An 18,949-nucleotide genomic window follows, 5' to 3' on the forward strand; every position below is an offset into this window, starting at 1 on the left:
GTTGACAGTTTAAGAGCGACCTCTACCTAGAAGGAAGAGGATTGGAGTAATGAATAGTCGGATTTTAATTTCTCCCTCACTCGCTTTCTTGCTTTCAACCAATTCTTTCTGGTAATGGGGAATTGGTAATGGGGAATTGGTAATGACGAAGCAAAAAATGACCAATGACCAATGACCAATTACTTGTTTAAGTATTAATAGGTAAGCGGATGGTAAAAGTAGAACCAACACCGACTTGACTGTTTACTGAAATATTGCCACCCATCATGAGGCAAAAACGCTGGCTGATTGCTAGTCCCAAACCAGTGCCGCCGTATTTGCGCGTGGTAGAAGCGTCTGCTTGGATAAAGGGTTGGAAAATGTTCTGCAATTCCTCGGGATTCATGCCAATTCCTGTATCTGTACAATTAACTACTAAAAATTCTTTACTGGGATTTGAGGATGGAGAATTTACCGCAGGTTCCGAACTGTTTTGTGGTGTCGCTTCGCTGCTGTAGCCGGCGATTTGTTCTCGGCTGGCGCTGAGGGTAATTGTACCATTGTGAGTGAATTTGGTGGCATTGCTTAGCAAATTCAATAAAATCTGCCTCAGTTTGGTAATGTCACCGTGCATAGTGCCGATATTGCCTATTTGCTGTAAGTTTAAAGTGTTATGATTTTTCTCAATTAGTGGCGCGGCGGTGTCGGCGACTTCTTCAATTAAGGTGGCGATGTCGAAGGTTTCTAAGTAGAGATCCATGCGACCGGCTTCGATTTTAGAAATGTCGAGAATGTCGTTTATTAGCGATAGCAAGTGTCGGCCGGATGTGCGGATTTTGTCTAAGTCTGGGGTGAGTTCATTGTAGCCGGATTCTTCGGTTTCTTCTTGGAGCATTTCGCTGTAGCCGATGATGGCATTGAGGGGCGTCCGCAGTTCGTGGCTCATGTTTGCTAAAAATGCGCTTTTTGCGGTGGAGGCTGCTTCGGCTGCTTCTAGGGCGAGTTGCAAGGCGGATTCAAAGACTTTACGATCGCTAATATCCTCGACACTACCTTCATAGTAGATTACCTCACCGCGCGTGTCGCACACTGCACGGGCGCTTTCGGAAATCCAAATTATGCTGCCGTCAACGCGGTAAACTTCTGACTCAAACCCCGAAATTTGTCCAGATTCTTTCATCACTCGCATAAACTTCTCGCGTTGTTGAGGATTGACGTAAGTTTGCTGTCTGATGTTGGTGAGATTTGATGTCAATTCTTCGGGAGTGGCGTAGCCGTAGATGCGGGCTAAGGATGGATTTACGCTCAAGAAGCGACCTTCGGGGGTGGTTTGAAAAATGCCTTCGACTGCGTTTTCAAAGATGCTGCGGTATTTTTGTTCTGCTTGACGCAGGGCGTTTTGTGTCCGATCGCGATCGCTGGCTTCGATCGCCAATGATACCAAATCTGCGAGGGAAGCAGCAAAATTTTGTTCTTCTACTGTCCAGTGGCGAGCACTTCCCACCTGTTCGATACAGAGGACTCCAACTGTATGTCCTCCCAATCGCACCGGCGCATCCAATGTGGATGTGGTGCCGCCTTCTGCAAAGTAAGATGATACCAATTCTCTGGTTCTGATATCTGAGAGAGCGTCGTCGGCTGCGATCGTCCGGTCTTCTTCCAAAGCTTTAAAATAAGCTGGATAGTCTGGTGCTGCGAGTTCGGCACCTTGGGAATGCTCGCTGTTACTGCGGTGAAATTGGTCTAGACATTGCAATTTAGATCGGCTTTCATCGTACAACCACGCTCCGGCTGCTTCTGCATCTAGGGTATGAGCCGCCGCTTCGGTGATTTCTCTTAAAGCTACTTGCAAATCGCCTCGATATAGCGCTTTATTTCTTGCCAATTCTAGCAAAACCGTATTTTGTTTGAGCAATTGTTTTTGCCTCATCCGCCGCACTGATTCGGCTCGCTTCTGTTCGGTAATGTCGCGAGCCACCCAAATTACGGATTCTTCTGAAAGCGGCGAAATGCTGGCTGCAAAACAAATTTCGCGGTCGTTAATGGTTAAATCGTACTCGATGCTAACTGTTTGCTGACTATCTAAAGCTGCTCGAATGTGGTTGAGAAAATTGTCTGCTGTAGCTTGCGGGAACAGCTCTCCGATAGTTTTACCAACTAATTCTGCTGCTGGTTTGTAGAGCAGCGACATATTTGTGGGCGCGATTTTCAAATAGCGACCGGTGGCATCCACAACTACAATTAATTCGTTCATGGCTGCAAACAAAGCCCGCAATTCTGCTTCGGTGGCTTCGAGTTCGGCAGTCCGCTCTGCTACTCGCTGTTCTAAACTGGAGTTGGTTCGTTCTAGGGCTACAAAAGACGATCGCAATTGTCTGGCCATCTGGTTGAAAGACTGAGCCAGGACGCCGAGTTCATTGACGCCTTTGACTTCGACTTCGCCGTCTAATTCGGCGGAGGTGAAGTCGGCAGCTTCGGACATTTTTGTTAAAGCTTTGGAAGCTTCCAGCAATCGGGTAATTGGTGTGACAACCCAGCGAGATGTGAAAATTCCCAGGACGATCGCCAGTATGAAGGCAAAAAAGCACAATAAAATAGTTGTGCGAGTGTTGGCGTTAATTTGCTCCATAAAGTCTGCTTCCGGGATTGCTACGACAATCAGCCAATCGAGACCGCGGCCGTCTCGCAGGGGAGCGACCGTAATGAATTGACGTTTGCCTTTTATATCGAAGCTAAACTGTCCTTGGCTGTCAATTTCTTCAAAACTGCCAAATCGTGTTTGCAAGTATGTGGAAGCCGATCGAATTAGCAAATTTTTGCTCTGTGTTGCCAACAGCCGTTTTTGTCCTTTGTTGTCAGTGATAAACGGCAATTCATCTGTGGAACTGGCGACTATTTCCCCGCTGCGCTCGATCGCAAAAACTTCTCCTGACGGGCTAATTTTGATACTTTTGAGAAAATCGCTGATTTGAGAAAGAGTCAGGTCAATTGCCAATACCCCCCGCAGTTTTCCTGTTTCAGTGTAAATCGGCATCACCGGCGTAATGCCGAGAACTGGCGAGGCAGTGAAGACGTAGATCGGAGACCAGGTGGCTTTTTCTGCCTGTTTGGCAGCTTGGTACCACGGTCTAGTACGGGGGTCGTAGGGGGCGGTTTTGATTAGCTCAGTGCGGTTTCCTTTGCTGTCGAGGCGATAAATTTGGCGGTTGGGAGCAGTTGATTCGTCTCTGATGTATACTAATTCATCTGCTTCGCGTTTGAGCAAGAGGAATTTGCCCTGTTCGTCGCCGTAGTAGATGGTTGTAGTGCGATCGCTCAGCTTGGTCTGATTCCAAAAAAAGCGCTCTAAGTTGGGGAAGTCATCAGGGTCTAGGTTTCCAGAGGCGATCGCAGCATTATTCATTTGCAGGAACAGGTGAGACACCTCTCCAAAACTGCGGAAATTTTCTTTAGTCCTCGCTGCGACTTCCAAGCTCAACCTGGTAGCAAGGTCATTGACGGCTTTCTGGCCGTTGCGAAAAGACAGCCATCCAGTGACGCCGACTGCTACGGAGATTTGCACCACCAGCGGCATCAGCAAGACGAGGCTCAGTGACATCTTGGGCGAGCTTTTCATCAGACGACGGCTCAGAGTTTTCAATAACATCAATATTATTCTGACACCTACGAGGTTTGCGTATCGTTTGTCGTTTCCAAGATGCCCTAGATAGTATAAGTTATAGCCTTTCTCAAAAAGGTGAGGTATGACTGACAGGTTATATAACCACTGAAACCAAGAGGGCTGAAGCCCAACAACGTACCTCATCTTTGTGAGAACCGCTATACAAAGTCCCACAGCAATATTGAATTGGGGTAGCCGCCCGGTCAAAACTTCGCTGAGGTTTCAAGCACTACTGTAAAAAAATTGTAATATTAATCATGGTACTACTTTCCTGAATCTGGCGATCGCGATCGAGAACTCCAAGGGAGCATCTCTGTTTTGCATTTAATAGTGCTGTCGGGAGCTCGCGTATCGTATAATACGCGAGCTATACGAGTTCGCACTATAAAAAAATTCTTTTTACAAAAATGAGATGCTCCCGAACTCCAGCCCCAAAACTCACACCAGGTCAAAAAAGCATACAACTCCTTAATTCATCAGTCATTCCCAATTCTAAAATCTTTAATCTAAAATCGGATCGCTTTCTCCAGGTGCAGGTGGCCCGCGTTACCCCTGCTCAATCAAAATCAGATTAGAATTTTCAATGGCTGGGGGATGTCAAAAATGTAAGTTATTTGACACCAGACTGTTAAAAAATTTGCTATTCATAGAATAAGCGGGCAAAAGCGCGATCGCACGCCAAGACTGTAATTAAAGGATCTTGTGGTGCATCGAGGGCAGCAACGTCACTCGATTTTAGATTTTAGATTTTAGATTTTAGATTTACTCGCCTCGATCGAGGAGGTTGAACAGGAGTCTAAAATTTTGGGTGCGACCTCCATGAGCCTCGGCCATGTGTACCTATTTTTGCGTAATGTCAAGTGTTTTTGGCTTTTGTGGACAATGGCTTACGCCCCGCTACGCGATCGACCTTTGAGCAAAATAATACTTCGGGAGGATAACATGAGCTATACATTTGAAATCCTGGGCGTATCTCCAACTTTAACGTTTTTTAACCAGCAGCAGGAATTACTGCAACAACAGCAGCCGTCAGGTGTAGAATACTTGGGAAACCGAAAGTGTACTCTCGATTCTTTTGTAGCATCGGTAGAGATAATTTCTCCCTATCGCGGCTGGGATGTCGATCGAGTTGTAAATACCGTGATTAGTTTCTGGATGAACAACTCGGATAGCATCCAGTATTGGAAGGATAGATTGCAGGATGCCGGCAGCGAAAACTTGTTAGTAGCCAGAGTAGGCGATATCAAGTCTTTGCAAGCTGCATTTGAATCGCTACTGGGCGAATAGGAAGGAAGCATCTCATTTTCGTAAAAAGCCTTTTTTTGTTTGAGTGCGATCGTCCCTGCTCTCTTATACAATACGCGAGCGGGGACAGCAATAATATAAAAGCACCATGCAGATGCTCGCAATCGGAAAATCTGGAATTGGCAAAAAGTCGATCGACAATCACTAAAATCAAATCCCAATTCCCAATTCCCAATTCCCAATTCCCAATTCCCAATTCCTATGTCTCGTTCAAAAGCCCTGCAATCTTATATTTTTGTCCGCTTGCTACTCGCACCCCTAATGTTGTGGACAATCACCACAGCAGTATTTTTGTTACTCCGGGCCACTCCGGGCGACCCCATAGATGCCATTCTCGGCTCGCGAGCACCCGCCGCCGCCAAAGCAGCAATGCGAACCCAACTAGGCCTCGACGCACCCCTGTGGGAGCAATATCTAAAATACATGAAAGACTTGCTGGGCTTCGACTTGGGAACCTCCATCACCACTCGCGGCCAAACCGTCTGGCAAATTATCGGAGACTATTTCCCCGCGACAGTCGAATTAGCAGTTTGTAGCATGGCCATAGCTTTAATTGTCGGCATCAGTATCGGTTCCCTGGCGGCATCCCGCCCCAACACTATTTTCGATGCAGCAGGCCGTTTGTTTGGGATTATTACTTACTCGCTGCCGGCTTTTTGGGCTGGCATGGTTTTGCAGTTGATTTTCGCCGTACAGTTGGGCTGGTTTCCGTTGGGAACTCGGTTTCCGGTAACATTCCCAGCTCCCCAAGGCTACACGGGACTGTACACTGTAGACAGTCTCTTGAGCGCTAACCCCGGTCAGTTTTTCACAAGTTTGCATTATTTGGCACTCCCGAGTTTGACGCTGGGCATTCTTTTGAGTGGCATTTTTGAGCGAATTGTCAGGGTGAATCTGAAGCAAACTTTGCAAGCAGATTATGTTGAAGCAGCTAGAGCTCGCGGAATTCCTGAATTGCAAATTTTATGGGCTCACGCTCTCAAAAATGCGCTGATTCCGGTAATTACTGTCTTGGGACTGACTTTTGCTGCACTGTTGGGTGGTGCTATTTTAACTGAGGTTACTTTTTCTTGGCCGGGGCTGGCAAATCGTCTTTATGAAGCGATTAGCTTGCGAGATTATCCAACTGTTCAAGGTATTGTGGTGTTTTTTGCGGGAATTGTAGTAATTGCTAGTATTGTAATTGATATTTTAAATGCTTACATTGACCCGCGAATTAGATACTAAATGAAGGAAGAGTTGACAGTTGACAGTTGACAGTTGACAGTTGACAGTTGACAAAAAAAAGAATAAAGAATGAAGATTTTCGCCCTCTCCCCCTCTCCCAATCTCCCACTCCCCGGCTATCTGCTCCTTTGATATGCGTGGAAGATTATTAGGTACGATCGACTAAAATATTAAACTCACAATAAGTAAAATTAGTTGCAGGACTGATTGTCAAAAAAATGAAAATACAGGGAACCGATTATGCTACAGCGATTGTACTTATTCAGAAGTTGCTGGAAAAGCTGTTAGGAGATGAGGTTTTAGTGCGGGTGGAGCTACCAATTCAGTTAGGCGATGCCCAAGCAAAACCGTCGATCGCAGTTGTGATGCCAGACGCCCTGCGCTATACTGACCGCCATCCCATCGCCTCGGAGATATATCTGCTGATCGAAATAGTCGATGGTACGCTTCAAAATGACTGCGAGACTCAAGGAGATATCTATGCTGCATCGCAGATTGACGATTTTTGGGTGCTAGATATCCACCAACGCCAGCTTCATGTATTTCGAGAACCCTCAGACGACGGGTACCGGAGTCAAATGATTTTGTCAGAGGATTCGACTGTGGCGCTCTCAGCTTTTTCTAAGTGTACTTTCTGCGTGCGCGAGATGTTGCAGGCAGTGGCGGCTCTCTAGGAGGATTTGTAAACAGTTGACAGTTGACAGTTGACAGTTGACAGTTGACAGTTGACAGTTGACAGTTGACAGTTGACAGTTGACAGTTGACAGTTGGAGAGCTACCTCTACCCAGAAGTCTGAGTATTGGAGTAATGAATACTCTGATTTTAATGTCTCCCTCGAAGGCGGGCGGGCTTTCAACCAATTCTTTCTGGTAAAAAAGATCGGCTTTCAGAATGAGGACACTTGGCAGTTTATAAGGCATAGTGGATCCAATAAATATAACATTTGAGGAAGTGCTGATGAGATTATTGCGCCTCGCAGCCGCTCTATCGGCTGCCTTGACTCCATTGATGGCACAAGTCGCCTTTAGCCGTCCCATGCCCGGAACGGGCCAGTTTCCCAGGGCCTCAAACCCGCGAGTAGATGTGCCGGTTTGCTTCATCGAAACCCCAAGCGGTACAACTTTTGATTTAGTCAGCTTGTGCGGCACCAACGCTGCTCCCCAAAAAACGGCTCCCGCAGCCGACAACCCAGCCAATGCTCCTGGAAATAACCCCAACGCAGCTAATCCAGCAGCCCCCCGCAACCCCAATAGCGTCACCAGAGATGCTGCCGGCGCCCCGATAACTACTCCTGCTGGTACCGCAAATCCCGCAAATCCCGCAAATCCCGCAAATCCGGGAACTGCACCGAATACTAATCCCAACAACAACGCCAATCCGGGAACTTCGCCGAATACTAATCCCAACAACAATGCCAATCCGGGAACTTCACCGAATACTAATCAGCAGAATAATCTGAATCCAGGAAGTTCGCCGAATACAATTCCCAACAATAATGCCAATCCGGGAACTTCGCCGAATACCAATCAGCAGAATAATTTCAATCCGGGAACTTCGCCGAATACTAATCAACAGAATAATTTCAATCCGGGAACTTCGCCGAATACCAATCCCAGCAACAATGTGTCTCCCAACAGTACCACGGGCAACGGCACGGGTAGTTTTTGAAGGACGATCGCCCGATAAGTTAAGCTAAGACTGGAAGTAGCGATTCCCTACCCTTTGGGATAGCTTCGATCGCGCGTAGTTGAGGAGACCAACTGTGTCAAACTTAGTTCAACGCTTAGAAATAACTGCTCATCCGCAACTCGAAAAATCCCTCGGCTATCGAGGAGACAGTCGCTGGGTAGCTTGGCGGTGGGAACCCGACATCGACCAACTTATTTTCAGCGACGGCAAAATAGTCGGAACTGGCAATAACATGGCTTGGCTGGTATTTTTGCAGCACGATTTAGTTCAGCCTGCGCTACAAGAGTACAACTTCGGCGAGGGCGATCGCTACTGGCTGCTGTTAGACACCGAAACTCGAAATCTCTACGTTGGGGAAGGGAAAGCAGTTCAAAGTCTGCTCGAACAGCCGGAAAGTTTAGCTTTGTTAGCTTGTCTAGATGGCGGCAATGCCGGAAAAACTGCTGAAACTTGGCAGCAAACCCGAGCCCAAGTAACTGCAACAACCGCCTTTCGCCACCTCACAAACGTCATTCCTTTCGGAATTGCCGCTGCTTTAATAGGTGCTTTAGGAGTTGGAACCGGTTGGTGGGTAGTCCCGACGGTGCAGCAGAAACTCGCCGAAAAAACAACTTTTACTTCCCCCATTAGTTCGGCCGCCAACTGCGGGATTGGCGGTTCCGACGATTTTTCAGCCTATGTTGGTTCGTCAACCGGAGATAAAGAACTTCATTTGATTGGTGTTTACGAAGCTAATGCCGAACACGGGAAGGCAAATTTGTCGAAAAGTGCTATCCAAGTCAAAGTAGAACGCCGCAACAAGCCAATAATACTTGCACTTTCGGCCTACGAACCAGTCAACTGGAACGTGACTGTAGAACCCGGAGCAGTTATCGAGAAAATCATTGTTAACGGATACAACAACCAAACAGTTTCAGGAGTTTCGGGAATTCCGATACAAGTGCACAGCTACGAAGCAACCGGAAACTACATCGGCGACTTTATTTACAAGTGGGGTACAAATCCTGAAAGTAATACTCCCTCCCTCGTGACTAAACTCGAACAGACAAACCGTACAAGTTTAACTTCTTTTCAAGGATGTTACAGAGGTACGAACTTTAGTATTAAATGAGCGCAGCGACAGACACCGAAAATTTAAAACCTAGTCTGGTCAAATCACAAAACCCGCGCGGGCGGGTTTTTTATTGAAATTTAACATTCTTAGTATTTCTATGGTATAATATGCCGTGGCGTTATTATCAATAATCATATAATTTCCGGTAAATTCAATGCCATCAAGAAGGTTTGATCGTTCGGAATGCGAGTCCTCGGATTGATGCGGACTAAATTCCTCACTACGAACCAATTTGATCGTTCGGAATGCGAGTCCTCGGATTGATGCGGACTAAATTCCTCACTACGAACCAATTTGATTGTGTTGATTCTTTTCGGACTTGATGTCAATTTCCAATTCTTACAATGCTAACACAATCCCTATGAAATACTGGTATGAAACCCTCGCAGTAGCGCAGCGAATTTTAATTGAATTGGGAAGGCGGCGGCGCAGCTTAGTCTTGTGGAGTATTTTTCCAATTTCTATCTTGCTAATCAATGGTTTAATTTTAAAAGAACGCGCCAATCTCACCACAGCCAAAGCCTTTGAAAGTGCTGCACCTGCAAGTTTAGTAGGAGCCGCTTTATTTTTTAGCTGTCTCGGCGGCAGTGTAGCCACGGTAGTCTCAGAGCGAGAACAGCATACTCTCAAGCGCTTATTTGTTTCCCCCCTGAGTGGCACTTCCTACTTTTTAGGAATTTTTCTGGCTCACAGTGCGATCGGCATCGGTCAGGTACTTTTAGTATACACGATAGCAGCGTGTTTGGGAGCACAATTTCAAGGATCTATTCTGTTAGGATGCGCGATTATTCTACTCAGCATTGTATCCTACGTAGGAGTTGGCTTTATTCTGGGGACGCAGTTTGCGAGGCGCACAGAAGATGTCAACTCGCTAGTAGCCGCTTTCGGCGTTCCTTTGTTGATTTTAGGAGGTGCATTTTTGCCAACTGCGCTGTTCCCCAAAACCCTGCTGGATCTCGCCCAGTACAATCCGATTTATCATATGAACGAAGCGCTGATAGGCGTGTGGGCTAACGGCAAAGATTTTGCGGATATTGAATCGCACTTCTGGTTTTTATTCATATTTGCTATTTCGATGATCGCAGGCGGATGGCTGTCATATCGGCGGATGTTAAGAGTAGAAAGAAGACTTTAAATAAATCAGGGAATTAAAAGATAATTTAGAGAAAAAACTAGGAGATTTTAAGCAGTGCTGCAAATAGAAAAGCTAAATAAGGCTTACGGCGAACGTTCAGTGCTTAACGATTTAACACTGCACATTCAAGCTGGCGAAATTTACGGTTTGCTGGGGCCAAATGGGGCGGGCAAAACTACAACTATCAATATTTTATGCAATTTGCTAAATGCTGACAGCGGTAAGGTTTTCATCAATGGCGAACCTGTTTCGGAAGCTACTAAACTGTTAATCGGTGTAGCGCCTCAAGAAAATTTGCTTTACAAAAGCCTTAGCTGTGCAGAAAACCTCAATTTTTTTGCTCAAATTTATGGTTTAGAGCGCCAACAGCGCCGCTATCAAGTAGAACAATGCTTAAAAGCAGTAAATTTGATAGATAGAGCTCAAAGTCCGGTGGAAACTTTGAGCGGAGGAATGCAGCGCCGTTTGAATATTGCGGTGGCTTTGGTTCACCAGCCTAAATTAGTAATTTTAGATGAACCGACAACTGGTTTAGATATTGAGGCTCGTTATGAAATTTGGGAGTTGATTCAGCGTTTGCAATCGGAAGGAATTACGATTTTGCTAACAACTCATTTGTTGGATGAAGCTGAGCGTTTGTGTCAGAGAATTGGGATTTTAAAGAATGGTAGTATTGTGGCTGAGGGCAGTTTGGAGGAGTTGCAAAAACTAATTCCGGCTCAGGAAATTATTGTGGTTAAAACCGACGCAGAAGCTGAAGTCATCGCCCGCGCAGCAGAATACAGTTTTATTCCCCGCCGCTACGGTAGCGATTTGGCTTTTTGGCTGCCGGAACGTTTGGAATTAAAGGATATTATTTTGCGTTTTGATGGGATTTCTATTGATTCAATAGCTCGCTATCCGGTGCGGTTAGAACATATTTATGTAGAGGTTACAAAACAAACTCTATCTTAACATTTCTGACCCTCGCGCACAATCCAAGAAACCGGGTTTTTACGATTTTTACCGACAGTAACGAAGTATTCTCGCAAAAACCCGGTTTCTAGCTACCCGTGCGTCCATCCGCCACCATCAGCGGTTAAAGTTCCAAAGTAATTAACTGAGCAATTTCTTCCGTTTGAAAACCCAAAGCCATCGGCTTTTGCACTTGAGGAATCACCTGCACATCATAAAGTTCCGTGACAACTCCTTCAAACCGCAACCAATGTACGATCGCACCAGTAGTCAAATCTATCACCATCATACCGCAGCGAGCCTCAGCATCTTTGGCTACCAACAACTCATCCAACTCTAAACCGCTAAAAGTATTGTCACCACCCCTCGGTTTCGACAATCCAACAATCGCCCAATTTTGCCAAAAAGCCAATCCTCGGACATATGCCGGACAAAATGCGATCGCCTGAAATTTCCCTGTCTCTAAATCGACATAACCAAATTCTCCTCTCCCCGAATTCAGCAACCACAACTTATCTCGATACCAGCGAGGTGAATGCGGCATCGACAATCCCGTAGCGATGATATCATTAGATGCGACATCAATCACTATGCCGCCATTTTTTCTGCGATCGCGCCAACCATCCACCACATCCGACTGACTCGACGCTGTGACATATTTTGCCTCTCCATCCACCATTGCCAAACCGTTGAGGTGACAGCGGTCTTCGTTGATGTATTGTGAGATAAACGGTGGTTTCCATAAAGGTTTGCAACTGTGGCGATCGCTCAAAGTAGCGATACAATTAAACAAGGTACTGATAAACAGAATTTGGTTATTTTTATCAACAGCGATATCGTGAATGTCGATATCTCCTGTGGTGTGGGCGATGCGCGGTATGTAAAGGCGATCGTAACCTTGATGTTGTCCACCCGCAGCCAGCACATTATCTAATTGCCAGAGTTGATATTTTGAGCTGAGATAAAGGCGTTCCGGCGTGCAGAAAAGTCCCATTGCGCGATCGAATATTCGCCAAAAAGCCGAGATTCTGTTGGTTTCTGGCGCGGCACCGATTAACATCAACCTGCTGGTTTGATAAGTAGTACAAGCGAGGCTGATTTGTTGTTCGGTTAACCAAGCTGGTAAATCGCGATCGCCAAAAATATCGTGTTCGTGGACTGTATTGAAAGTGGCTCGTTCGTTATTCATAGAATTTAGAGGCATATAGCGGATCTAGCTCTCATATTCGCGGACGTTGTTGGGATGCGAGCCCTCTTTGTCTGGGAGGTTATGTAAGCTGTCAGTCATACCTCATCTTTTTGAGAAAGGCTATATCTTTTTTATATATCCCAAATGCAAGGGCGGGTTTTACGCTCCAATAATTGGCTAAAACCCACAATCTCATAAACCCGCCCCACTTCTTAAATTTTTATGATTTATGTAAAATTACTTATAAAATAAAGATTTGGTAAATGAGAAGCTAAGCCATTGATTCTCGAAGAGAACCTTGCTAAATTCCTAGTAGTTAAAAATCTAGCGTTTCGTCTGCTAGCAGGTAGAATTGCCGCAGATAAAAAATTAAATTTGGCGATCGAGCTAGACCAAGTTAACAACAACTTATTCTACTAGAACGAAAAGCAGATGAAAACTCTAGTTCAAATTAACCCCAATAAAAAAAACTCTTTGATTGGTTCCTTTCGCAACCAACCAAGGGAAATCGTCATCATTGACCCCACAATACCCGACAGCCACTACCTAATCCAGGGCATCAAACCAGATACAGCTACCTACATCCTCAAAAATAAGACCGATGCGATCGAGCAAATCACCACATTCCTAGCTCAGCACACAGGTATCAAAGCCCTACACATCATCACCCACGGCGGTTCCGGCAAGATTTACTTAGGCACGACAGAACTCAACAGCAACAACATCGAAAACTACAGCCAACAGTTGCAACAGTGGCGAAACGCCCTGATAGCTAACGCAGACATCTTATTATATGGGTGTGAAATAGGCAAAGGAGAAGCTGGCAAAAATTTCGTCAAGCGATTGAGTGAAATCATTGAGGCCAATATCGCCGCTTCAGCTAATCCTACTGGCAGTGCTGAATTAGGCGGAGACTGGGAATTAGAAGTACAAACAGGCCCGATAGAAACAGCAGTAGCATTTAACCTCAACACCCTCAGTGCTTACAGCCACATACTAGCCACCGTCAACCCCGACAACAAAGCCATTCCCGTCAACTCGTCGGCAGTTAGCATTGACGTACTCGCCAACGACACAGGTAGCGGAAGACCGAAAGTTCAAAGCATCACTACTGCCCCCACCAACGGTACAGCGATTATTAATGACTGGATTTATGTCGGGGGCCGTTTTACCACCATCGGTGGACTCGCACGCAACAATATCGCTCGGTTGAATAGCGATGGGACATTAGATAGCACCTTCAACCCAAATGCGGATGATAGTGTCTTAGCGATCGCCATAGACAGCAGTGGCAACCTCATAGTGGGCGGCTTTTTCAACAACATCGGCGGACAACCCCGCGGACGTATCGCCAAATTAGACCCCACAACTGGTGTCGCCGATGCCACCTTCAACCCGAATGTTAATGGTAGTGTCTATGCGATCGCCTTAGACAGCAGTGGCAACCCCTATGTGGTCGGCGCTTTCACCAACATCGGCGGACAATCCCGCAACAATATCGCCAAATTAAACCCCACAACTGGTGCCGCCGATGCTACCTTTAACCCGAATGCGAATAGTTTTGTCTATACGATCGCCATAGACAGCAGTGGCAACCCCTATGTGGGCGGCATTTTCACCAACATCGGCGGCAGTGTCCGCAACAGAATCGCCAAATTGAACGCCATAACTGGTGTCGCCGATGCTACCTTTAACCCGAATCCGAGTGGTTTTTCTGTCAATACGATCGCCATAGACAGCAGTGGCAACCCCTATGTGGGCGGCTCTTTCACCAACATTGGCGGACAATCCCGCAACAATATCGCCAAATTAAACCCCACAACTGGTGCCGCCGATGCTACCTTCAATCCCAATGCGAGTGGTAGTGTCCATGCGATCGCCGTTGACAGCAGCGGCAACCCCTATGTGGGTGGCAGTTTTGCCAACATCGGCCTACAAACCCGCAACAGCATCGCCAAATTAAACCCCACAACTGGTGTCGCCGATGCCACCTTCAACCCCAATGCAGATAATGGTGTTAGAGAGATCGCCTTTGACAGCAGTGGCAACCCCTATGTGGGCGGTTATTTCACCAACATCGGCGGACAAACCCGCAACTATATCGCCAAATTAGATCCCACCACAGGTGTCGCTGATGCTACCTTCAACCCCAATGCAAATGATTATGTCTTTGCGATCGCGATCGACCCCAAAAGCAACATCCTCTACACCCCCAACGCCAACTTCAACGGCGTAGAAACCTTTCAATACACCGCCACCGACGGCATCATCTCCACCCCCACCACCGTCACCGTCCTCGTAAACGACTCGCCCGCACTCGACAACAGCGGCACACCCACCCTCAACGCCCAAAACCAAAACGACAGCGCCAGTACAGGCACATTAATCTCCACCATCATCGCCAACCTCGGCGGCACAAAAATCACCGATCCCAACGCCAGCGCCTCCCAAGGCATCGCCATCACTGCATTAGACACCGCTAACGGCACTTGGCAATACACCACCAATGGCACAACCTGGACAAACACCCCAGCCGTTTCTGCCACCAACGCCTTACTATTAGCGAGTGATGCCAACACCAAAATCCGGTTTGTGCCCAATGCAGGTTACAACGGCACTGTCACCAACGCCATTACCTTTGCCGCCTGGGATCGAATTACCGGCACAAATGGCACTACCGCTAACTACACCACCGATCGAACCAATAACACAACATCCAGCGTTTTTAGCACAGCTACCGAAACCGCCAACATCACAGTTAACTCCTTCCCCACGATTACCAGCGTCAGTGCAGCCACCCCAGACGGGACTTACGGCATCGGCACAAACATCGGCATCACTGTTAACTTCTCTGAAATCGTCAACGTCACGGGTACGCCGCAACTTAGCTTAGCAGGTGCAACACCCGTCGCCAGTTACCTCTCAGGCACCGGTACTAACACCTTGACATTCCGGTACACAGTAGCAGCAGGCGATCGCAGCGCCGACTTAGACTATCTTTCCACAACTGCTTTATCTTTAAGCGGCGGTACTATTAAGAATGCTGCCACTTTTGATGCCAGCTTAACATTACCAGCACCCGCTGCTGCTAACTCTTTGGGTGCTAATAAAGCAATAGTAATAGATGGAATTGTGCCAACTGTTACCAGCGTCACCTCTACCACCGCCAACGGCAGTTACAACACAACTAGCAACATCAACGTCACCGTCAATTTCAGCGAAGCAGTTACTTTAGCAGGCGGTAACATGACAGTCAACCTAGATACAGGCGGCACTGTCACAATTGCACCTTTTACCGGCACATCTGCTGTCGGCACTTATACTCCAGCCACCGGACAAAACAGCACGGATCTCAACTCAACTCGCATAACTTTAGCAACTGGTGCAACCTTAAGAGATTCTGCGAGCAATAATGCAACATTAACTATTCCTGCGGGGCAGTCTTTAGCTGATAGCAAAGCCATAATTGTAGACACACTTGTACCAAATGTCACCTTAACATCAACTTCACCAACCACCACAAACGCAACATTTTTAGTCACAGCAACATTCAGCGAAAGCGTCACAGGATTTATCGCCAGTGACGTGAATCTGACTAACAGTACGATTAGCAATTTCACAGGTAGTGGCACAACCTATACTTTCACCGTTACACCGAATGCTAACGGCGCTGTCACAGTTGATGTCCCGGCAGCTAGAGCGATTGATACCGCGGGTAATAACAATACCGCTGCGGCTCAATTAACTCGCACTGCCGATACTCTTGCACCAACAGTAGCCCTAACATCCGCATCACCAACCACTACAAACGCACCATTCCTAGTCACAGCAACCTTCAGCGAAACCGTCACAGGATTTACCGCCGCTGGCGTGAATCTAACTAACAGTACAATTAGCAACTTCACAGGTAGCGGCACAACTTATACTTTTACAGTCACACCGAATGCTACTGGTAATGTCACCGTTGATGTCCCTGCTGCTAGAGCGATTGATACCGCTGGTAACAACAATACCGCAGCCACTCAACTTACCCGCACTGCTGATATCACCGCACCTACAGTTTCCTTAACATCAACATCACCAACCACAGTAACTGGTTTATTTACCGTCACTGCTACCTTCAGTGAAAATGTCATCGGCTTTGATACTACTGATATCACCGTAGCCAATGCTGCTGTCGGAAACTTTGTCATAGTTGATGCCAAAACTTACACTTTTGATGTCACACCTACTGCTAGTGGTAATGTCACAGTTGATATTCCCACAGCTAAAGCCACAGATGCTGCGGGTAACAATAACACCGCAGCCACTCAACTCACTCGCACTGCTAATATCACGATCCCGATTATTGATGTCATCCCACCTACGGCTAACTTGGCACCAATTTCTAACATTACTACAGCAGGTGGTACAAGTCAGACATTGACAGTTACTTTCAGTGATATCAGTGGAGTTGATGTTAGCAGTTTAGAAAATTCTGATGTTGTTGTAAATTGGTCAGGCGGTGCTATTCCTGCTAGATTTATTAGTGTTAATACTAATAGCAATGGTACACCCCGCACAGCGACATATTCGTTTACTCCCCCAGGCGGAAGTTGGGATAATACTGATAATGCTACTTACACAGTTAATTTGCAAGCATCGCAGGTGAAGGATGTTGTTGGCAATTTGTCTGCTGCTAGCGGTTTAGGTAATTTTAGTGTGAATATTACCGCACCAACTCCTGTCACCACACCAACTCCTGTCACCACACCAACTCCTGTCACCACACCAACTCCTGTCACCACACCAACTCCTGTCACCACACCAACTCCTCGCCGACTCCGACGCCCGAGGTAAGTCCAACTCCGACGCCTTTCTCGCCAACTCCAACTCCAACACCGACGCCCCCGCCATCGGAAACTCCGACAGCGACACCGACGCCGACACCATCGCTAACTCCGACACCGACAACAACACCTGCGGTAACGCCAACACCTGCGGTAACCGAAACACCTGCGGTAACCGAAACACCTGCACCAATACCGACACCAACACCTGCGGTAACGCCAACACCTGCGGTAACGCCAACACCTGCGGTAACGCCGACACCAACGCCAGCGGAAACACTGACACCCGCACCAACGCCGACACCATCGCTAACTCCGACACCGACACCGACACCAACACCTGCGGTAACGCCAACACCCGCAGCGACGCCCGAGGTAACACCAACACCCGAATTAACGCCAACACCAATAACTAACAACATCCCCAACGATGACTGCATCTGCGATGAAATTGACTATCCCAACTTAAACCAACCAAATACAGTTGAAAACACCATACTCGGTATATCCGGCATTCAAATAGGCACTGCCCAAAACGATGAATTTCTTGGCAGCAACAACGGCAATATATTCGATGCTAAATCTGGGAATGACAACTTATATAGTGGCGAGAGTCGTGACATATTCAACGGCAATAAAGGCAATGACTTTATCAGCGGTGGCAAAGGTGACGACATCTTATTTGGAGATGAAAATAATGACATCATCCTGGGCGATGCTGGCAACGATTTAATCTTCGGAGGTAAAGGCAATGACTCCATCAATGGTCGCGAAGGTGATGACATCGTTTATGGTAACAGAAATGATGATTTCATTGATGGTGGTAAGGGTAATGACACCTTATTTGGAGGCAAAGGGAATGACATAATCTTTGGTAGTGAAGGTGAGGATTCGCTGTTTGGAAGTCAAGGTGATGATACCATTTGCGGCGGGGCTGGCGATGATTTTATCAGCGGTAACGAACAAGCAGATATTCTGGGAGGGTGTGAAGGAAATGATACTATTTATGGAGGGGAAGATAACGATACTCTAACTGGTTGTCAGGGCGACGACATTCTTTATGGAGACTTGGGTAATGATAGTTTGACTGGTGGTATTGGGAATGATATTTTTGTCTTAGAAGCCGATCGCGGATTTGACATAATCGCTGATTTTACCGTGGGTCAAGATTTAATTGGATTAAGCGGAGGTTTGAGCTTTAATCAGTTAGCAATAACTCAAAATATTCAGGGAGTTCTCATCAAAAATATCTTGACGGGGGAGGAGTTAGGTGTGATGATTGGAGTGACTGCTAATGCGATTACATCCGTGAATTTCCGCCAGATTTAGGGAAGTGATTTACCGTTGGGTGGGGGCGGGTTTTTGAGATTATTGGTTGAGTGGCAATTATTGTTGGTGAACCCGCCCCTTGTATCTTAAAAGAGTGAGTCAGTCGATCGCCACGTCATTGATTCCATCATACCGATAAGTGGGCGATCGTACCGATAAGTGGGCGATCGAGCCGATAAGTGGGCGATCGTACCGATAAGCAAAACGAATCTAAAGAAACAAGGAAAGTTTTGTAAAAAAGGTTCTGTAACAGGCGAAAGTGCTAGCTAGGGCTTGCTGAATAAGCCTAAAACCCTTACCTGAAAAAACTTTGACTCGCGATCGGCACTGACAATGTGTAAGACTATGAGGTAAAATCAGTCAAAAGCCATGCACAGCATCACTTTCGTTCATGTACCGAAAACTTGACCCAACCCTAAAAGCAGTGTCCAACTTTGCCCTTCACGGACAAGGACAATTATCAGAGAATAATCGTTGGGTAATCATGGCAAAAATAATTCCATGGTCAGAATTTTTGTTGATGAATATGCCCAAAAA

At 46.7% G+C, this 18,949-nt stretch carries 13 protein-coding genes; 10 read left to right on the forward strand and 3 right to left on the reverse strand.

The genetic code is table 11. The annotated features are described in order from the left end of the window. Nucleotides 1-187: 187 nt before the first annotated feature. Nucleotides 188-3,595, reverse strand: coding sequence for a PAS domain S-box protein (locus JGK11_RS18325; protein ID WP_293212427.1), 3,408 nt, complete (start codon nt 3,593-3,595; stop codon nt 188-190). 987 nt (nt 3,596-4,582) lie between these two features. Between JGK11_RS18325 and JGK11_RS18330 the strand changes: the two genes are divergently transcribed. From JGK11_RS18330 to JGK11_RS18360, 7 genes are all read left to right on the forward strand, one after another. Then, nucleotides 4,583-4,927: a hypothetical protein gene (locus tag JGK11_RS18330; protein WP_293179849.1), complete on the forward strand. Its 345-nt coding sequence runs from the start codon at nt 4,583-4,585 to the stop codon at nt 4,925-4,927. Between the two features lie 219 nt (nt 4,928-5,146). Then, nucleotides 5,147-6,172: an ABC transporter permease gene (locus JGK11_RS18335; RefSeq protein WP_293179846.1), complete on the forward strand. Its 1,026-nt coding sequence runs from the start codon at nt 5,147-5,149 to the stop codon at nt 6,170-6,172. Between the two features lie 203 nt (nt 6,173-6,375). Beyond that, complete coding sequence (locus JGK11_RS18340; protein WP_293179979.1) at nt 6,376-6,846, forward strand: Uma2 family endonuclease; 471 nt, start codon at nt 6,376-6,378, stop codon at nt 6,844-6,846. Nucleotides 6,847-7,130: 284 nt separating this feature from the next. Next, nucleotides 7,131-7,841 (forward strand): hypothetical protein, encoded by a 711-nt coding sequence (locus JGK11_RS18345; protein WP_293179843.1) that lies wholly within the window; start codon nt 7,131-7,133, stop codon nt 7,839-7,841. Nucleotides 7,842-7,935: 94 nt separating this feature from the next. Further along, the gene (locus JGK11_RS18350) at nt 7,936-8,973 is read left to right on the forward strand and encodes a hypothetical protein (protein WP_293179840.1); all 1,038 of its coding nucleotides are present in this window, start codon (nt 7,936-7,938) and stop codon (nt 8,971-8,973) included. Nucleotides 8,974-9,337: 364 nt separating this feature from the next. Continuing rightward, nucleotides 9,338-10,111, forward strand: coding sequence for an ABC transporter permease (locus tag JGK11_RS18355; RefSeq protein ID WP_293179837.1), 774 nt, complete (start codon nt 9,338-9,340; stop codon nt 10,109-10,111). A gap of 54 nt (nt 10,112-10,165) precedes the next feature. After that, on the forward strand, nt 10,166-11,065 hold the full coding sequence (locus JGK11_RS18360) for an ABC transporter ATP-binding protein (protein WP_293190935.1): 900 nt from the start codon (nt 10,166-10,168) through the stop codon (nt 11,063-11,065). A 124-nt stretch (nt 11,066-11,189) separates the two neighbouring features. Here JGK11_RS18360 and JGK11_RS18365 read toward each other — a convergent pair whose 3' ends face one another. After that, complete coding sequence (locus JGK11_RS18365) at nt 11,190-12,254, reverse strand: TIGR03032 family protein (RefSeq protein WP_293198771.1); 1,065 nt, start codon at nt 12,252-12,254, stop codon at nt 11,190-11,192. Between the two features lie 279 nt (nt 12,255-12,533). Here JGK11_RS18365 and JGK11_RS18370 point away from each other — a divergent pair, with 279 nt between their 5' ends. Both JGK11_RS18370 and JGK11_RS18375 read left to right on the forward strand, forming a co-directional pair. Beyond that, the gene (locus JGK11_RS18370) at nt 12,534-12,674 is read left to right on the forward strand and encodes a hypothetical protein (RefSeq protein WP_293179828.1); all 141 of its coding nucleotides are present in this window, start codon (nt 12,534-12,536) and stop codon (nt 12,672-12,674) included. A gap of 12 nt (nt 12,675-12,686) precedes the next feature. Further along, complete coding sequence (locus JGK11_RS18375) at nt 12,687-17,093, forward strand: DUF4347 domain-containing protein (RefSeq protein ID WP_293212425.1); 4,407 nt, start codon at nt 12,687-12,689, stop codon at nt 17,091-17,093. Here JGK11_RS18375 and JGK11_RS18380 read toward each other — a convergent pair. Then, entirely contained in the window at nt 17,053-17,523 is a 471-nt protein-coding gene (locus tag JGK11_RS18380) for a hypothetical protein (protein WP_293212426.1), read from the reverse strand. The genes JGK11_RS18375 and JGK11_RS18380 overlap by 41 nt on opposite strands. 127 nt (nt 17,524-17,650) lie before the next feature. On the opposite strand from JGK11_RS18380, the gene JGK11_RS18385 reads away from it, so the two are divergent. Next, nucleotides 17,651-18,412, forward strand: coding sequence for a calcium-binding protein (locus tag JGK11_RS18385; RefSeq protein ID WP_366053862.1), 762 nt, complete (start codon nt 17,651-17,653; stop codon nt 18,410-18,412). The last annotated feature ends 537 nt before the right edge of the window (nt 18,413-18,949 follow it).

This window comes from Microcoleus sp. PH2017_34_RAT_O_A (assembly GCF_020737885.1).
GTDB lineage: Bacteria > Cyanobacteriota > Cyanobacteriia > Cyanobacteriales > Microcoleaceae > Microcoleus.